Annotated in this window: 16 protein-coding genes and 1 tRNA gene; 5 read left to right on the forward strand and 12 right to left on the reverse strand. The window is 45.2% G+C overall.

All coding sequences use genetic code 11. The annotated features are described in order from the left end of the window. The first annotated feature begins 87 nt into the window (after window positions 1–87). Window positions 88–801 (forward strand): glycerophosphodiester phosphodiesterase, encoded by a 714-nt coding sequence (locus QOS03_RS08170; protein WP_283576048.1) that lies wholly within the window; start codon window positions 88–90, stop codon window positions 799–801. Window positions 802–919: 118 nt separating this feature from the next. On the opposite strand, the gene QOS03_RS08175 is transcribed toward QOS03_RS08170, so the two are convergent. The 3 genes from QOS03_RS08175 to QOS03_RS08185 form a co-directional block, all read right to left on the reverse strand. Then, window positions 920–1,606, reverse strand: coding sequence for a VIT1/CCC1 transporter family protein (locus QOS03_RS08175; RefSeq protein ID WP_283576049.1), 687 nt, complete (start codon window positions 1,604–1,606; stop codon window positions 920–922). Window positions 1,607–1,621: 15 nt separating this feature from the next. After that, window positions 1,622–2,302 (reverse strand): VIT1/CCC1 transporter family protein, encoded by a 681-nt coding sequence (locus tag QOS03_RS08180; protein WP_283576050.1) that lies wholly within the window; start codon window positions 2,300–2,302, stop codon window positions 1,622–1,624. A 165-nt stretch (window positions 2,303–2,467) separates the two neighbouring features. Continuing rightward, a complete protein-coding gene (locus tag QOS03_RS08185) occupies window positions 2,468–2,944 on the reverse strand; it encodes a universal stress protein (protein ID WP_272215303.1) in 477 nt (158 codons plus the stop codon). Between the two features lie 236 nt (window positions 2,945–3,180). On the opposite strand from QOS03_RS08185, the gene QOS03_RS08190 reads away from it, so the two are divergent. Next, window positions 3,181–4,719: a multicopper oxidase family protein gene (locus QOS03_RS08190; RefSeq protein WP_283576051.1), complete on the forward strand. Its 1,539-nt coding sequence runs from the start codon at window positions 3,181–3,183 to the stop codon at window positions 4,717–4,719. 81 nt (window positions 4,720–4,800) lie between these two features. Here the strand turns inward: QOS03_RS08190 and QOS03_RS08195 are convergent, their stop codons facing one another. From QOS03_RS08195 to QOS03_RS08215, 5 genes are all read right to left on the reverse strand, one after another. Beyond that, window positions 4,801–5,655 (reverse strand): undecaprenyl-diphosphate phosphatase, encoded by an 855-nt coding sequence (locus tag QOS03_RS08195; RefSeq protein WP_283576052.1) that lies wholly within the window; start codon window positions 5,653–5,655, stop codon window positions 4,801–4,803. 81 nt (window positions 5,656–5,736) lie between these two features. After that, window positions 5,737–6,948, reverse strand: coding sequence for a CPBP family intramembrane glutamic endopeptidase (locus QOS03_RS08200; protein WP_283576053.1), 1,212 nt, complete (start codon window positions 6,946–6,948; stop codon window positions 5,737–5,739). Between the two features lie 148 nt (window positions 6,949–7,096). After that, window positions 7,097–8,983 (reverse strand): ribonuclease J1, encoded by a 1,887-nt coding sequence (gene rnjA / locus QOS03_RS08205; RefSeq protein ID WP_283576054.1) that lies wholly within the window; start codon window positions 8,981–8,983, stop codon window positions 7,097–7,099. A gap of 400 nt (window positions 8,984–9,383) precedes the next feature. Then, window positions 9,384–9,731: a DUF3368 domain-containing protein gene (locus tag QOS03_RS08210; protein ID WP_283576055.1), complete on the reverse strand. Its 348-nt coding sequence runs from the start codon at window positions 9,729–9,731 to the stop codon at window positions 9,384–9,386. Window positions 9,732–9,846: 115 nt separating this feature from the next. After that, the gene (locus tag QOS03_RS08215) at window positions 9,847–10,296 is read right to left on the reverse strand and encodes a MerR family transcriptional regulator (RefSeq protein WP_283576056.1); all 450 of its coding nucleotides are present in this window, start codon (window positions 10,294–10,296) and stop codon (window positions 9,847–9,849) included. Window positions 10,297–10,444: 148 nt separating this feature from the next. On the opposite strand from QOS03_RS08215, the gene QOS03_RS08220 reads away from it, so the two are divergent. Next, on the forward strand, window positions 10,445–11,929 hold the full coding sequence (locus tag QOS03_RS08220; protein WP_283576062.1) for an MDR family MFS transporter: 1,485 nt from the start codon (window positions 10,445–10,447) through the stop codon (window positions 11,927–11,929). Beyond that, window positions 11,926–12,648 carry a DUF4811 domain-containing protein gene (locus QOS03_RS08225; protein ID WP_283576057.1) on the forward strand — a complete coding sequence of 241 codons (723 nt, stop codon included), beginning with the start codon at window positions 11,926–11,928 and terminating at the stop codon, window positions 12,646–12,648. Before QOS03_RS08220 ends, QOS03_RS08225 begins: the two co-directional genes overlap by 4 nt. 248 nt (window positions 12,649–12,896) lie before the next feature. Here QOS03_RS08225 and QOS03_RS08230 read toward each other — a convergent pair whose 3' ends face one another. The 3 genes from QOS03_RS08230 to QOS03_RS08240 form a co-directional block, all read right to left on the reverse strand. Next, window positions 12,897–13,373, reverse strand: a complete 477-nt coding sequence (locus tag QOS03_RS08230) for an S-ribosylhomocysteine lyase (protein ID WP_283576058.1) — start codon at window positions 13,371–13,373, stop codon at window positions 12,897–12,899. Window positions 13,374–13,442: 69 nt separating this feature from the next. Beyond that, a complete protein-coding gene (locus QOS03_RS08235; RefSeq protein WP_283576059.1) occupies window positions 13,443–14,318 on the reverse strand; it encodes an RluA family pseudouridine synthase in 876 nt (291 codons plus the stop codon). A 64-nt stretch (window positions 14,319–14,382) separates the two neighbouring features. Beyond that, a tRNA-Asp gene (locus tag QOS03_RS08240) sits at window positions 14,383–14,458 on the reverse strand. Between the two features lie 191 nt (window positions 14,459–14,649). Here QOS03_RS08240 and mprF point away from each other — a divergent pair. Further along, window positions 14,650–17,256, forward strand: a complete 2,607-nt coding sequence (mprF, locus tag QOS03_RS08245) for a bifunctional lysylphosphatidylglycerol flippase/synthetase MprF (RefSeq protein ID WP_283576060.1) — start codon at window positions 14,650–14,652, stop codon at window positions 17,254–17,256. Window positions 17,257–17,289: 33 nt separating this feature from the next. On the opposite strand, the gene QOS03_RS08250 is transcribed toward mprF, so the two are convergent. Continuing rightward, window positions 17,290–17,589 (reverse strand): hypothetical protein (locus QOS03_RS08250; protein WP_283576061.1); only part of this gene is annotated, 300 nt, incomplete at its 5' end.

Raw genomic sequence — 17,589 nt, forward strand, 5'->3', positions numbered from 1 at the left:
GTTGTGACGACACCATTAAAGACCTTTATGGGTTTTTCTGTCCACTAAAATGTTCAACTTAAATTTTACAATCTGCCGAGGTAAAAAATGAATACACAATCAAATCAAGCCATCCAAACCAAGATTTTTGGGCACCGCGGCTACCCAGCCAAGTTCCCGGAAAACTCACTGGCCGGGTTTCGCTATGTGGTTGCCCATCAGATTGATGGCGTTGAATTTGACGTTCATCTGACCAAAGATCAGATACCCGTGATTATGCATGATGAAACCATCAACCGAACGACTGACGGAACCGGTCGCATTGTTGACTACACATTGGCTGAACTGCGTAAGTTCAAGCTGGGCAACGGTGAGCCCATCCCTACTTTAGATGAGCTGCTGGACGTTTTTGAAAACCAAGATGTCTGGATTAATCTGGAATTTAAGACCGATAACATTGCCTATCAAGACATCGAAAAAATCGTAATGCCGCTGGTTAAAAAGCATCGACTCGTACATCCCGTAATCTATTCATCATTTAATCTGCAAACGCTAAAGAACTGCATGCAGCTTGATGACAGACAAGACTATAACTGGCTAACCGAAAATGACGTACCAAAAGCCCAAGAATTTATCAAAAAAGAACATCTGCATGGCATCCATCCTCACCACTACCAGGCTACGAATGCTACTCAGCGCATCTGGACCGTCAACGATGATCAAGAAGCCCAGCAATTATTTGAAAAAAACGTTGCCGGCATTTTCACCAATCGTTTTGAAGACATGGTTCAGTTAAGAAAGAGCGTGCAGGCTGCCCAATAACTGTTAAAAGTCCTTGCTTCCAATCTGGAGGCAAGGACTTTTTAGCTGTCGATTACATCAAAATTCAGATAAAAAAGTCCGAAACCCTCAGATTCCGGATTGCTTTAACCAATCAAATTTAAAACAGTCGACCAACGCAGTAGTGGATGATGACGGTAATGATCCCAATGATAATGTTACGTACGATGGCAATCTTAACCAGACCATTGCCCAACTTGGAGCTGATAAACCCAGTCAGCGCACTGGTTAAGATTACTGCTAGAATCACTGCCTCCCAACGCCAGGCAACCGGTGCCAAAACCATGGCCAACAATGGCAAAAGTCCCCCAGCTGCAGCTGCCGTCAGTGATGAAAAGGCTGCGTTCCAAGGATTCAGGTAGTGCCCCAGCTCAATATCATATTTAACGCGCACCACCGTCTGCAACGGCTTTTTATTCAGCAAATCCTTGGCAATTGCCGTGGCCGTAGCCTCACTGACCCCTTTTTCCATGTAGTGATCGCGAACCGCAATAACTTCACTTTGGAAATCATGCTTAAGCAGATACTCTTCATGCGCAACTGCCGATTTTTCGGTATCCTTTTGCGTCGAAACCGATGCATACTCACCTGATGCCATGGAAAAGGCACAGGCCAATAAATCCGACAGACCAGCAATAAAAATCGTAAACTGATCAGTCGTGGCCGCCGCCACTGAGACCAGCACGCCAACCACGGTCAAAATTCCATCGTTGGCTCCCAGAACACCCGCTCGCAGCGTATTGAGCTTTTCTTGCATCGTCTGTTTGGGCTTTTTATTTTGTTCCATTATCAACTACCCCTTTCAACGTGCAAAAAGCTGACCAATCAGATACGTTACCAGCATCGTCAATAAACCGGATGCCACGTTGCGAACCACTGACTTTAAACGATCGGACTTACCCAATACCGCCGCTAAATAACCAGTAATAATCAACGCAATCAAAACTGCAATAATTGTCGCCATGATTGCAATCTCATGGGGAAAGCTCATCACCGCAACCATTGGTAAAATCGAGCCCAATGGAAAAGCAATCAGTGAAGCAATTGCTGCCGCATAAGGACTGGTAAATTCTTTGGAGTTAAAGCCATAGCGTTCTTGAACAGCCGTTACCAGCGGATCTTCGCTCATCAGCTCTGCAGTGGCCTGCTGAGCTAGTTGCGGATCAATATCTTGGGCCAGGAACTTATTTTTAACATAATTAAATTCTCGATCATAGTCTTCTGATAGGCGTTCTTTTTCCTCAATCAACGCCATTTTTTGCGAGTCTTTTTCGGTCGAAACCGAAACGTATTCCCCCATACACATTGAAATCGTTCCGGCCAAGCTGCCGGAAAGTCCTGAAATTAAAATAGCATGGGGATTGCTGGTCGCTGCCGCCACCCCAATAACGATCCCGGCAACTGAAATGATGCCGTCATTGGCACCCATGACACTGGCTCGCAGCACATTGATCTTTTGTGCCAGCGACATTTTCTTTTTCATTAGCCAGTCCTCTTTTCTTGTTTTAGTTTAGAATCATTATAACATAGAATCGAGAACCAACAAGTTTTTTATTTTTCAACATCACAATATAAAAAGCAAGCCAGTGCCAAAATCAGCACTAGTCTTGCCTTTTGACGATCAGCAGCGACATTTTTGCTCAGCTGACTATTCGTAATGCTTGACCTCATCGGTACGAATAACGAATACGGAGGTTCCAGAATGCTTAACCATGTAAGAGGCTTGAGAGCCAACCGTATTACGATTGCCATTCTTGCCGATTGAGCCAATAATCAGCAGATCCGGCTTGAATTCAGGGATAACGTGATTGCAGATCCGTTCAGCAGGACGATCACCTTGATCAACAATGGCCGTAATCTTTTTAGGATCTACGCCATAGTCGATGGCTGCCTGGACGTAGTCGTTTAGGCGGCTGCGCAGTTCATCTTCCGTACTGTGAACGTAGTCTTTATCTAACACCTGGTAGATGTTGACACGATTAGTCTCCAGAATTGAAACGATTCCGATCTCGGATCCATCACGCTTAGCCTTATCAACGGCATATGAAAAAGCAGCCCGGGCGTCAGGCGCATCGTCAACCCCGACGAGAATCTTTTTGAATTTCTTTGGCTTAATGTCGAACAAACTAACGACTCCTCTCTTAGATAAAAACCGACTCCACTCGCCGGTACTGACTGATGTTCATTAACTCATCTATGTCTATGTTACTACATTTGCCGGCTTTGTAAACTCAATTTTTTAGACATACCTAAATATTATTTAATGATATATAAAACGTCTATCGTTTAATTCAGTTTAATTAATTTCTAATTGCGGTATAATACTTTTGAAAACGTATTCAATTAAGGGAGGTTATTGACATGAACGACCAAGAACTCATTCAAGACTACTTTTACAATGAAGCTGCATTTGACTATCATGACCGTGCATATATTCCGCTAAAGGTTGCCGATGCTCCCGCACAACCGCTGCGGATCCCCGAGATTTTAAAACCAGATCAAGAGACCGCTACCGATGTCTACTATACAATCACCGCACAAACTGGTGCCATTCAGCTTCTGCCCGGCGAAAAGACCAAAACCTGGGGCTACAACGGGCCGCTACTTGGCAAGACCGTGATCTTTAAAGACGGTCAGACCGTCCATATTCATTACATCAACGATCTGCCCGAAGTCACCACCTTCCACTGGCATGGACTGGCAATTCCGGGACCAATTGAAGACGGTGGCTGTCATGCTCCGGTTTATCCCGGCCAAACCAGAGATGTTGAATTTACCATTCATCAGCCAGCGGCCTTCGTCTGGCTGCACGCCCATCCCTGTCCATCAACGGCCGAGCAGGTCTGGCATGGACTGGCTGGCGGCGCGATCGTTCAAGATCAGCATGAATCCCAATTGCCCTTGCCACGCAATTACGGCATCGATGATATTCCCGTAATCTTACAGGATCGCCATTTTCACGAAAACAATCAATGGGATTACCGAAAGGACTATGATCCAGATGGTATCTTGGGACCAACACCAATGATCAACGGTACGATCAACCCTTACTTTGACGTTACTACTCAAAAAGTAAGACTGCGCTTTTTAAACGGTGCCAATCGTCGCGAATGGCGGCTGCACTTTAGTGATGAGCTACCGTTTACTCAGATTGCCGGTGATCTCTCATTGCTGCCAAAGCCATTAAAAATGAACAAGCTGATGCTGACATGTGCAGAACGGGCTGAAATCATCGTTGACTTTGGTAAATATCAGCCTGGCGATGAGGTTGTGCTCTATTCCGATAACACACCGCTTTTACACTTCCGGATTCACGAATTCAAGCCGGATTACACCAAGCTGCCAGACATCTTGTTTGAGACGCCTAATCCAGCCGTTTCACCAGAAATGCCGATTCATTATGTAACCTTAGATGGCATGGATGAGGCGGTAGCCATGAATGGCAAAAAATTCAAGATGGATCGCATCGACTACCAAATGCCAATGCACAAGGTTCAGCTCTGGGATATTGAAAACACCAACCATGCTCCAGGTATGATTCACCCATATCATATGCATGGAACTGGTTTTGTCACGGTATCGCGCGATGGTCATGCCCCAAATCCAAATGAATTGGGGTTAAAAGATACGATTGCCATCAATCCAAGCGAGCATGTCTTAATCAAGGTATGGTTCGATGTACCGGGCGTCTTTATGTACCATTGTCATATTCTGGAACATGAGGACGGGGGAATGATGGCCCAAATGAAAGTCATTGATCCAAACGATCCCGACAAGCACTATCATCTGATGGATCACATGACTTTGATGCGGGCATTTGCTGAAGAGCGCCACATACCGATAAATAAGCTTTGGCTGGGCGGTATGGATTCCTACCGTAAGATGGGTGAGGAAATGTAATCAATTTCCCAGGAAATCACTCAATATTTTCTGACTAAAAAGGCACTGCATAAGGCTAATTGCCCCAAGCAGTGCTTTTTATTACTTCAAAACCAGGAAATAAAGCAAGACGATTAAGCCAAGGATAATCCGATACCACCCAAATACCTTGAAGTCGTGCTTTTTGATGTAGTGCATCAAGAACTTAATGACAATGATTGATGAGACAAATGCCGTGATCAAACCGACTGCCATGATCCAAAACTCCATCGAGGTAAAAGTCAGCCCGAACTTGAGCAGCTTAAACAAAGCCGCCCCAAACATGACTGGAATTGCCAAGAAGAAGGTATACTCAGCAGCAACCGTTCGTGATACCCCTAACAGCAAGGCCCCGACAATCGTTGCCCCCGAACGGCTGGTACCAGGGAAAACCGCTGCAATCAGCTGGAAGAAGCCAATCATAATGGCCATGTTGTATGAGATCTCAGCAATTGAATTGGCCTTGGCCTTTTTACCCTTGTGAACGGTTTCGATCCAAATAAAGGCGACCCCGAAAACAATCAAGGCAATTGCAACGCTGACTGGGTTATAAAAGAGCCGTTCAAAGGTATCGTTAAAGGCAACCCCGATGATCCCGGCTGGCAGACAAGAGATAAAGATCTTGACCCACATGATCATAATATCTTTATCAATGTAGCGCCAGATCCCCTTTGGCGCATCGATCCCTACTGCCTGACTGTGGTGGAATGGCCAGATGCGCTTCCAATAGATCACGACAACAGCCATAATTGCACCTAATTGGATGACCACCTCAAACATGCTGTAAAACGATTTGGACACGTCCAGTTTAACGAACTGGTCCAACAAAATCATATGTCCGGTACTGCTGATTGGCAGCCATTCGGTGATCCCTTCCACAAGCCCGAAAATAAAGGACTTGATCAATTCAATTATCATTAAGTTAAACATCCTTTCAAAAATCGCTGTTTATAATGATAAACTTTTTTTATGATTTAATATAGGGTCTTTACCAAAACTTCACATTCTAAAATCAAACGAGAAATCAAAATGTTGATGATCACCGGTAAAGCGATCGGCATGCCGTTCCATAACCACGCGCCGATTACCAAACATCATCCATAAGGCAATACCGGCAAAATACAGAAACTCAATTGCCAGCACAATCCAATCAGCCGTGCTGGTGCTGCCGACGATCGTTTCATGATGCGTTAGACAAAAGATCGCTGCATCGATAAAGAAGTGCATCAGCATTGTCAGCCATAATTGTCCCGTGTACAGATAGACCACGGCCAAATAAAGTCCCAAACCGATTGCAAAGATCATCTGCAGAATCGTCACGTCCCATTTTTGCACGGCAGCATTTGGCAGATGCAGCAGTCCAAAACAGAGTGCGCTCAAACCTATCGCAATCGGTACACGCTGCGTCAGATTACGACAGGCATAAAGCAGCGCGCCTAAAATTCCAAAACGGCAAAGCGTCTCTTCAGCAATTCCTGCTTCCAGAGCCGTCAAGACTAAACGCCGATTCCATTGAACGTGAAAATCAAACTGCAGCCAACCGGTTTGGAAAATATCAAATGCCAAATAAATTACATAAACAGCTAGCAGAACGCTCATTACCCACCAGCTCCAGCCAGTACCAAACGTCGGTATCAAACCTGGCCATGACAAATGCCAGGCTCGCATCAAAACCGTTACCGAAACAAAAAATGCCAAGGCACCCCAAAAGCCGGTTTCGATAAACTCCTTAAACAGCTGTGGCTGAATAAACTTATCGGGTAAAAAGTACTGCATCATCATAACCGTTGTCATAAACAGATAGATTAAAAAGATGATGCGAGCGACCACGTTTTCCATCTGACCGCCAATCTCACTGGCAAACGGCGCAAACATGATCAGATAGTATAACAGTGTTACGGCAATTACGCCCCGTGCCGGCAGATGCAGCCGCACGATGATCTCTCTGGTGACGGTTCCCCACAGCATGATCAGCATGACTGGCTGCAGCATAGTCTGTAAAAGCACATCGACAACCTGCAGCCAGCGCGGTACATGAGTAGCAGCCGTAATCATCAGTCCCTCCAAGGCAACCAGCGCCAAAACGAATACCAATAACCGGATTCCGCGTCCCATAATCAAGACGTTCCACCAAGCAACGGCAATCAAGAAAATTAAAGCGCCAACCAACTGGGCCTGATACCAGATGTGAAGATAGTCTCTCCCTGACATCAAAAAGCCTCCTTAAATAATGAAAACAAAAATAATTACAGCTTTCATAATACCAGAGGGTTGCCGATTGATTAAGCCTGGAATCAAAAAAGCCGGCGTTATTTTAAAAATAAAAAGCCCGTCTTGCAGACGAACTTTTATCAATCGGTTATTTTTCTGCTGCGACTGGCTGCTCATTTTTCTTGGCAGCTGGTCGATTACGACGATGTGGTCGCGGCCGTGACCTGTCGCCTTCATGTTGCTTGGTGACATCGTTTTTAACCTTGTACTTTGGATGAGTACCGGTACGACGGGTACTGCGGTGCACTTCATGCTGCAGATCACTGCCTTGCCCTTCTTCATCAGCATTCAGAATCGTAACCATCGGAATGATGACCGGGCGCCGACCCGTCCATTCAAACAGCAGCTTTTGCAGGCGGCTGACAATGGTGCGGTTAATCGCACGCCGATCAACGTGCTGATGATTCTTAAAGGTATTCAAGATTGCCCAGAAGACTTCATGATTGGCAGCCTTGATCAGCTCTTGAGATTCATGCATGTAGACGAAGCCACGTGAAACGATGTCTGGGCCAGCAACGATCTGATAGTCCTTAAGATCAACAACGGCAATGGCGGTTACGACCCCTTCTTCAGAAAGCATCCGTCGTTCTCGGATTTCCGGATTGCCCACGGTATCACCGGCATCGCGACCATCAATGTAGACGTCGCTTGCCGTTTCGATGTGATCGGCAACGCGACACGTATCCTTGGTTAAGGCCAGCACATCACCATTGGCCAACACGAAGCTGTGATCAGCTGGGACACCGGTTAATTCTGCCAGCTTGGTATGAATCTTTTGCATCCGGTACTCACCATGAACTGGAGCAAAGAACTTTGGCTTCATTAAACGCAGCATCAGTTCTTCGTCAACCTGACCACCGTGACCGGATGTATGGATATTGTTGACGTAGCCGTGAATAACCTCAGCACCGTCTTCTTCCAGCTTGTTGATCAACGCATTGACGCTGGTGGTATTGCCGGGAATCGGGTTGGATGAGAAGACGACCGTATCGCCTGGCTGAATGGCAATCTGACGGTGCGTACCATTGGCAATGCGACTCAATGCGGCCATTGGCTCACCCTGCGATCCAGTACACATAATCATGACCTTTTCCGGCGGATAGCTGTTAATATCATTTTGATCAATCAATGCATCTTCTGGAATATGCAGATAGCCCAGCTCCTGGCCAGCCGTAATGGCATTTTCCATACTGCGGCCAAACACGGCAATTTTACGGCCCTGCTTTAAGGCTGCATCACTGGCCTCTCGCAGACGATAAACATTAGAGGCAAAAGATGCAAAGATGATTCGACCTTTGATGCGTTCAAAGATGCGCCGAATATGAATATCAACCCAGCGCTCGGACTTGGTGAATTCTGGTCGTTCTGCATTGGTTGAGTCCGAGGTTAAAAGCAGCACGCCTTCTTCACCCAGCTTAGCCATCTGTTGGAAGTTTGGCCCTGGCAGATGACCAACCGGCGTCAGGTCAAACTTAAAGTCACCAGTCTGAACGATCGTACCTTGTGGTGTATGAACGGCAACCCCCAGCGTATCCGGGATTGAGTGCGTCGTTCTGAAAAACGAGACCCACAGCTTTTTAAAGTGCACCGTATCAAACTCATTGATCTCGTGCAGTTCAGCGCTCTTTAACAGATGCTTTTCCTCCAGCTTGCCACGAATCAAAGACATGGCAAATGGACCAGCATAGATTGGTGCATTAACCTTTTGTAAAAAGAATGGCAGGCCGCCAATGTGGTCTTCGTGACCGTGCGTAATAAAGATCCCTTTAATCTTGTCCTTGTTTTCTACCAAATAGTCATAGTTTTGAATGACATAGTCGACTCCAAGCAGTTCATCTTCTGGGAAGAGCACCCCACAGTCAATGATGATGATTTCATCTTGGAACTGGACACAGTACATGTTCTTACCGATTTCGCCCAGGCCACCCATGGCATAAAAAGCGACTTCATTGTTTTTGATTTTTAATTTGCGCATAATACCTTTCTTTCCTTTATATGATTGATGTTCGCCAATTTTCATAATTCAGAAATCAATGCAAGCCAAAACAGCGCCGTCTTAAAATGACGTCACATCCGAATTTGAAAATGAGCAACTCGTATTATTTATCCGTTCAAATAAAACTTAGTTTATTCTAACACATCCTAAAAGGCATTAGTAGTAAGTCGCTTTTGGGAAAAATAAAAGAGAGTGAGAAAAAACTCCGAAAATCAGCTCGCGGCCGATTTTCGGAGTTTGTATTCGAACCCCAGCAAGGATGGCTAGGTCGGTCAAATGCTGATTTATCAACATTTGAACTGCCAGCTAGCTACTGCGCTGAGGCATTATTATCCATACATAGTTAAAAGGTTGAGTTAATTCCCAGCCCTTTGTTGATCTAGTCTTCTTGCGGCAGCTTGGCGTGCTCTGATTGCATCCAGGTTTCCCAGGATTCAACCGGTTCGCCGTCTTTATCAAAACGTGCCGACAGTTCGTTTAAAATTTTTACATAGCAGGATTTGACCATCGCAATACTCATATCGGCCAACTTGGCCTCTGTCAGATAGTTGTTTTCCTCCAAGATTTGATTGATCATGGCCACGGCCTCATCATCGTTGGCCAAGGCATCGATGATCTCCAGATTATCCTGCTTGTACTGGCGGACGTAGTACTTGGCAAATGTTTTCAAAGCATTGTCTTGTGCTGCATCGGTCAGTTCATTAAAGCCAAAAGTATTTTCACTCATGAACTCGTCCCCTTTTTAAATACTGTACATTATTAGCTTATCACTTTTTTGCCGCTTCGGTTTAAGCCAACTGTGCCGTCAGTCATTTAAATCAAAATGACAAATCAATTTCTGATTATCTTGACTGCCGATCACGTAATAGCAGCTGAACGTGTCCAGCACCATTAACTTTAGCAACAATTTCTTTTTGGGGATCATCATCTAGGGGCCCTAGATTAATCAGGGTTGCCCCGTCGGCAGCCCTTTCAAAGTCCAATAGGCGATCGGCAATGAAATGCTTAAGCGCACGCGACATATCACAGTGTTCTTCTTGTTTTTTAACGGCAACCGGCAGCGTGTAGCCTTCGTCCAAAAAATATTTGATTCCAGCAACCTGAACCAGTGTTGTCATCGAATATTTATGGCTTTTATGCTGCTGTTCTTGTTCTGAGGCAATATATCCCTTGCGCTCCCAATAGCGAATTTGACTTGGTGAGACGCCAACTGCCTGGGAAAGCTCAGTCATACTGATCAGCAGCTTTTCATGCACGAACATCTTACGAAACTCTTCTGTTATGGCACTCATTTTTTCTTCCTTTCGGCATCTTTTCGTTTAATATATCATTTACTGAGATCCTTATCAAAAAAATTGACAAAGATAACCGATTATTCTATATTAGTCTCTGCTTTTAATATAAACAATCAAAAAAGGAGGCTTTATCTTGTCTGCAAACATGGCAGTCGATATCAACGGTAAGCCATACCATCGCAATCTTTTGGTAATGGTAATGCTGGTCGGAAGCTTTTGTACGGTCTTGAATCAAACTATTCTGGCCACGGCTTTTCCAACCCTGATGAAGGCTTTTGACATCAGCACGGCAACCGTTCAATGGCTGACAACCGGTTTTATGATGGTCAATGGGATCATGATTCCGGTTTCGGCATATCTAAGCAACAAATTCAACTCAAAATGGCTCTATATCTCAGCAATGTCGATTTTCGAACTGGGGACCATTACCGCCTTTCTCGCCCCTAATTTTGGTACCTTACTGTGTGGCCGACTGATTCAAGCAACCGCAGTCGGAATTACAATGCCCTTGATGCAAAACATCATGCTGACGATCTTCCCGCCTGAAAAGCGTGGAGCCGCCATGGGAATTAACGGTCTGGTGATTGCTCTGGCACCAGCTCTAGGTCCTTCTCTTTCCGGATGGGTAGTGGACAACTACTCATGGCGGGTACTCTTTGGCATGATTATTCCAATCGTGGCCGTCGTAATCATTGCCAGCTTCTTTTTGATGCAAAACGTACTTAAAAACACCGATCCGACGCTTGACTGGCTGTCTTTGGTCATTTCCACGCTGGGCTTTGGTAGCGTTTTGTATGGTTTTTCATCCGTCGGCGACAAAGGCTGGACCAGCACCGTTGTCTGGGTTTCGATCATCTTTGGTGCTATCTTGATTGCACTGCTGGTCTGGCGTCAAACCAAGCTGACCAACCCGTTTTTGGACTTTAAGGTCTTTAAGACGCCTGAATTTACCTTGGCTACACTGCTCAGCTCGATTGTCATGATTGCCATGGTCGGCGTTGAACTGGTACTGCCGCTTTATCTGCAGATCGTTCATGGCATGTCGGCCTTTCATTCTGGTCTGTCATTGCTGTTAGGTGCTTTAATGATGGGATTGATGAGCCCGGTTACCGGTGATCTTTTTGACCGTTACGGTGCTAAGCGACTGGTAATGACTGGGATGTTTATCTTAACGATTGGGACGATTCCATTTGCCTTTCTGACCCGAGAGACGCCTATTTTCGACGTAATTTTCTTATATGCCGTGCGGCTATTCGGGATCTCAATGGTTATGATGCCGGTTACGACCTCAGGCATGAACGCACTGCCATTTGAGATGATCTCACATGGCACGGCCGTCAACAATACGATCCGTCAAGTGGCTTCATCAATGGGCTCAGCAATTCTGATCTCAATTTTAACCAACGTTACCAATTCACAAAAGCCATCACATGCCCTGCTTAAGGCTTCTCCAATTCAATACAAGGCCAAAATGATCGATGCCACGCTAAACGGCTACCATGCAGCCTTCTGGGTCGCCATCACGTTTGCCGTTATCGGCCTTTTGGCATCCTCCAAATTGAAGAATCATAACAAGATCAATGCCAGATATGATGCTGACAATATGCAGAAAGGAGGCAGTGCCAAATGATTACTGTTTTAATGTTTCTGGGTGCAATTGCCTTCTTTATCTCGATCATGTTTGCTCCCAGTCGGCGTACGCGAATAATCGCCGGTTTGATTACTGGCATTATCTTTGTTGGTTCAACGGTTCTGATTACTACCAACTTTCATAATCATTTTGGCATGAAAAAGGTTACGACGACCAAAACCACGCAAGTCTATTCAGCAAGCAGCCAGCTGCCGATCATCCTCTACCAGCCGATTGGTACCTCTGGTAAAGACGACGTCTACGTTTATCGGACTAATGACGACTCAGCAAAAATCACGCATACTCAAACTGATGGATATACTACTAACCGCGTTGTCAAGACAAACGACACCAAGGCAACGCTAACAACCAAAGAGACGCGCTGGCGTTTTAAGAATAAATTCTATCGCTTATTGTTTGCTGGTTCCAAGATGGATGGCAATCTAATCTCACGTACCAATACGCTTAGGTATCCAAAAACCTACGTCAAGCTTACCGTCAATCAGGCTGAACTGCTAAAAAAACAGATGAAATCCAGTAATGCAGCTGCTCAAACCGCTCTAAAGCAACAGGCAGAAGCGTTCGTTAAGGCTCAGTTACAAAGTGCGCTGCAAAAGAATCCGCAGCTGTCAACTACCCAACAGCTGGAAATTGCCCAGCAGGCTCAACAGCAGTTTCAAGCTCAATTAATCAAGAAAATGCTCGCGCAAGCAAACTGACAAATGCCGATTATTCGATACTCAAACTTACAAAATTAAGACTGAATATACAAAAGAGAGTGAGAAAAAACTCCGAAAATCAGCTTGCGACCGATCTTCGGAGTTTGTCTTCGCACCTCCGCAAGGATGGCTAGGTTGGCCAAATGCTGATTTATCAGCGTTTGAACTGCCAGCCAGCTACTGCGCTGAGGCATTATTATCCATAAAATAGTTAAGAGGTTGAGTTAATTCCCAGCCTCTTTTATTGTCTAGTCAACTACATGGCGTTCAAATGGCTGGTCACTAATGCCTTCAGCCAAAATCTTCTTGCTCCATTCCTTAGCTGAGAACAGTGAATGGTCACGGTAATTGCCACAGCTCTTTTCTGTGGTTCCCTGCACGTCTTCCCACTTAATCTGGTAGGCAATTTCTTCGAGTGAGGACTTCAAGGCCTTGGCAACTTCGGTCGTGGTGTGCTCACCCCAAGTAATTAAATGGAAACCAGTCCGACAGCCAAATGGCGAACAGTCAATGACGCCCGTCAAACGGTCCCGTAACAACCCTGCCAGCAGGTGTTCAATCGTGTGCAGTCCTGCCGTTGGGATGGCATTTTCGTTTGGCTGAACCAAGCGCAGATCATAGTTGCTGATCTCGTCGCCTTTTGGTCCTTCTTCAACCGTAATCAAACGGACATAAGGTGCCTTTACCTTGGTATGATCCAGCGTGAAACTTTCAACTTTAGCCATGAAAAATTCCTCCTAAAACTTAATTAGCCTTATTATAGAACTTTTGAACGTCTTCGCATGGATAAATTATCAGTTCATTGCCTGTTTAAACGTTGCTGGCAGCTCAATCTTAAAATCAAGGTGCCTTAGGGTAAATGGGTCATCAAACGCAATATGCGAAGCACAAAGCAGCTGATGGTCAAAGCGACTGGCATCACCACCATACAGATGATCACCCAGCAGTGGATGACCGAGATGACTGAAGTGAACGCGAATCTGGTGGGTGCGGCCAGTATGCAGACGCACTCTGGCCAGCGTCCAGTTTTGACCGCATGCCTCGACCCAGTATTCGGTCCTGGCATTTTGACCATCGGCACTGATTTCACGCTGAGCCCGACCTTCAACTCGAGCAATCGGGGCGTCAATCATATCATGATCATTAGTTAAAATGCCTTGAACGATCGCTTGATATTCTTTAATCATTTTATGCTGTTGAATCTGTTGGCTGATCATGCTGACGGCTACCTGATGCTTAGCAACCAGCAATAGGCCACTGGTGTAGCGATCCAACCGTGTAATCAGGTGTGGTCGCTGGTCTGGCGAATCGTTGCGTATCAGATATCCAGTCACGCGATTGAGTAGCGTATCATCTCCAGTCGTTGGCCCTGGAATTGAAGCTAGGCCGGCTGGCTTGCTGATAACCAGCCAGTTGGCATCTTCAAATACAATATCCAACGTGCCATTGCTTGATTTAACGTCTGGATTGGGAAATTCTGGCGCAACTTTAATTGTTAGCGGCTGATTAGGCAAGATCTTGGTTGTCGGTCGTACAATACGATGATCAACTTGAAACTCACCAGCACCATTTTTGATGTCATTAAACATCCGATGCCCCATTCCAAGCGTCTGCAGAAATTTTTTGATCTTGATTGGTTCCTGACCGCGATAAATCCAAGTATTTTCCATTTTCCCCTCCAAATTGGCATACAAAAAAAGTTGAGACCGAAATCTCAACTTTCAAAAACTATAGCGGTCCGTACGAGACTCGAACTCGTGATCTCATCCGTGACAGGGATGCGTCCTAACCAAAACTAGACCAACGGACCAATTTCACAACAATCAATAGTATACGAAAAGATTTACTCGGCGTCAATAGCAGCTGCCAAAATTAAACCATTTTAACTGAAAAATTTTTTGCTACCGAATGGGCAATCTACTATCATTAGTGTTGAATTCCAATCTGGCAGGCCATTGGACCAGCCAGGTTGACACAATCGAAAAGTGAGGATTCTGAAAAATGAACTCATCTCTATCTGTGCGCATCAAAAATTGGTGGCGACACTATGCCAAACTCTTTAAACTGCTGTTTGTTGTCTCGGTGATTATCTTTGTCATCACAGCACTGGGCAACTTTTTAAAAGACGTTGACTGGAATCGCGTTGGACTTGGCCTGTCCAGCCAGTCACCGCTTCATATTTTTTTGATGCTGATCGGTGGCTGCCTCTCAATCGTGCCCATGCTTGGCTATGACTTTGCGATTACCCACTTTTTATCAGGGCATTTTTCTAAGCACTATATCATCAGAAGCGGCTGGATTACCAATACCCTGACCAACGTGGCCGGCTTTGGCGGTCTGCTTGGCGCAACGCTTAGAGCCTATTTTTATGGCAAGCATTCCAGTAAAAAACAGATTCTGTTTGCCATCTCCAAAATCGCCATTTTTCTTTTGTCTGGCTTGTCGATCTTATGCTGGCTCGCTCTAGCAGTCATGTTCTTAGTACCAAATGGTCATCGCTTCGATCGTTACATCGTCTGGCTGATTGGTGGCGGCCTGTATTTCCCGGTTGCCTTTATCTTTACCCGGCTGAAAAACTCCAGCTTTTTTAAAAATCTGACCCCCAAGCTCGAACTGTTTATCGTTGCCAGTTCAACTGGTGAGTGGCTTTTGGTTGCACTTTTCTTTTTAATGATTGGCTGGCTTTTAGGGGTTAAAATCAATCTCTTGTCCGTACTGCCCCTATACGTTGTTGCTCAGCTTTTGGGAGTTATCTCAATGCTGCCTGGGGCAATCGGTTCTTTTGACATCATCATGCTGATGGAATTGTCTATGATGGGCGTCAGTCGTTCAACGGCCTTGGTCTGGCTGGTATTTTTCCGGGTTTTCTATTATCTGGTGCCGCTGATTTTTGGGGTTTTAATGTTTGTATATCATTTTTGCCAGAAGATCAATCGCTTTTTTAATGGCTTGCCTAATCTGATCTGGCATCAAAGCGCGCATGTCTTGATCACCATATTTATGTATTTTTCTGGGATCTTGATGCTGATTGATGCCTCAATGCCGGATCTAACCGAAAATAACCGCTTTTTGCAGCGTTTCTATCCTTTTACATTCTTCTTCTTGCATCAGCTGAGCACGGTTTTGTTTGCTATTGCTATGCTAGCCTGTGCACGTGGGGTCCAGGCCAAGCTCAAGAAGGCTTATTGGCCATCATTGATTCTTTTGCTGATTGGAATGGTCAATACACTGTGGAATTTGGGAACCTGGGGGCTGACCTTCTACCTTTTGATCCTTTTGATTTTGGTTTTAACCATGCGCCATGCACTGTATCGAGAAAAGATGGCCTATTCGCTTGGGAAGGCCTTTAATGACGGAATCGTCTTTGTCGGTCTGTTCGTTCTTTACATTATTATAGGGATCGTCAATGAGCCAAATTATTATGAACATCATAACATTCCGCAATTCCTGTTCTTCCCTGGTGAGAGTCTCTGGTTCTCTGGTTTCATCGGTCTGATCCTGGGAATTTTGGTCATGTTGGCCATTCTGCGCTACTTTACCATTGGCTATGATCCATTCAACGGCTATCATTCGTTTGATGCTAAGCGCTGTCGGCAATTGATCGAACGTTTTGGTGGCAATGAGACCAGTCATCTGGCGTTTTTGCGCGACAAGAATCTCTATTATTATCAAGTTGAAAAAGAAGACCGGCTCTTTTTCATGTATCGGCGCAAATACGACAAGCTGATCGTTATGGGTGAACCGGTTGGCGATCAAAGCGTACTGAATGATGCTTTGCGACGGTTTATCATTGAGGCTGATCGCTATGGCTACCAGCTGGTATTTTATGAAGTTGGTCAATCAACAACGATGCTTTTGCACGAATTTGGTTTTGACTTTCTTAAAACCGGTGAGGACGGTCTGCTTAAATTGGCCGACTTTACGCTTGCCGGTAAGCGCCAACGTTCTCAGCGTGCCTTGATGCATAAATTTGAGCGAGAAGGCTATACGTTTGACGTCTTGGAACCACCATTTGATAACGAGCTGATCAAAGAGCTCAAACATGTTTCTGACAGCTGGCTGGGCAAGCAGGTTGAAAAAGGCTTTTCACTGGGCTTTTTTGATGAATATTATCTGCAGCAGGCTCCAATTGCCATCGTTAGGAATCAAGAACAAAAGATCGTGGCCTTTGCAACGCTTATGCCAACTGGCGGCAAAAAGATTCTTACCATCGATTTAATGCGTCATGATCGCGACCTGGCGCCATCTGGCATTATGGACATGATCTTTGTCAATCTGTTCTTGTATGGACAAAAGACCGGCTACGAATACTTCGATTTAGGAATGGCACCACTAAGCAACGTTGGTGAATCACAGTTCAGCTTTATTGAAGAAAAAGCTGCCCACTTTATCTACGAATATGGCTACCGGCTCTATAGCTTCCAAGGTCTGCGTAATTATAAGGAAAAGTATGCCGATCTCTGGCTGTCACGCTACACCGTCTATCGTAAAAAGAGCTCACTGGTTGGCTCTATGCTGGCACTGGTCAGTGTCGTCAATCAGCGTTCCAATCCAAGTCACAATCATCGACTGCAGCCACAGCTAATTGAAGATATTTTGAAACATTAACAATAGAGACTGAGAATTAGCCCCACTTCTTAACTATTTTATGGATAACAATGCCTCAGCGCAGTAGCTGGCTGGCAGTTCAAATGCTGATAAATCAGCATTTGACCGACCTAGCCACCCTTGCGGAGGTGCGAAGACAAACTCTGAAAATCGGTCGCAAGCTGATTTTCGGAGTTTTTTCTCACTCTCTTTTTGTTCCAATCGTTCATTCATGACCAAATCAGTCGCAATAATTTTAGGATCAAGATTAAGATAAGGCAGATTGCAAGAAATAACTTGAACAAATCTATTGGCGCAGATTAAGCAAAAAGATCTCAATTGGTGAATGCCAGT

Source organism: Limosilactobacillus pulli (assembly GCF_947381555.1).
GTDB lineage: Bacteria > Bacillota > Bacilli > Lactobacillales > Lactobacillaceae > Limosilactobacillus > Limosilactobacillus pulli.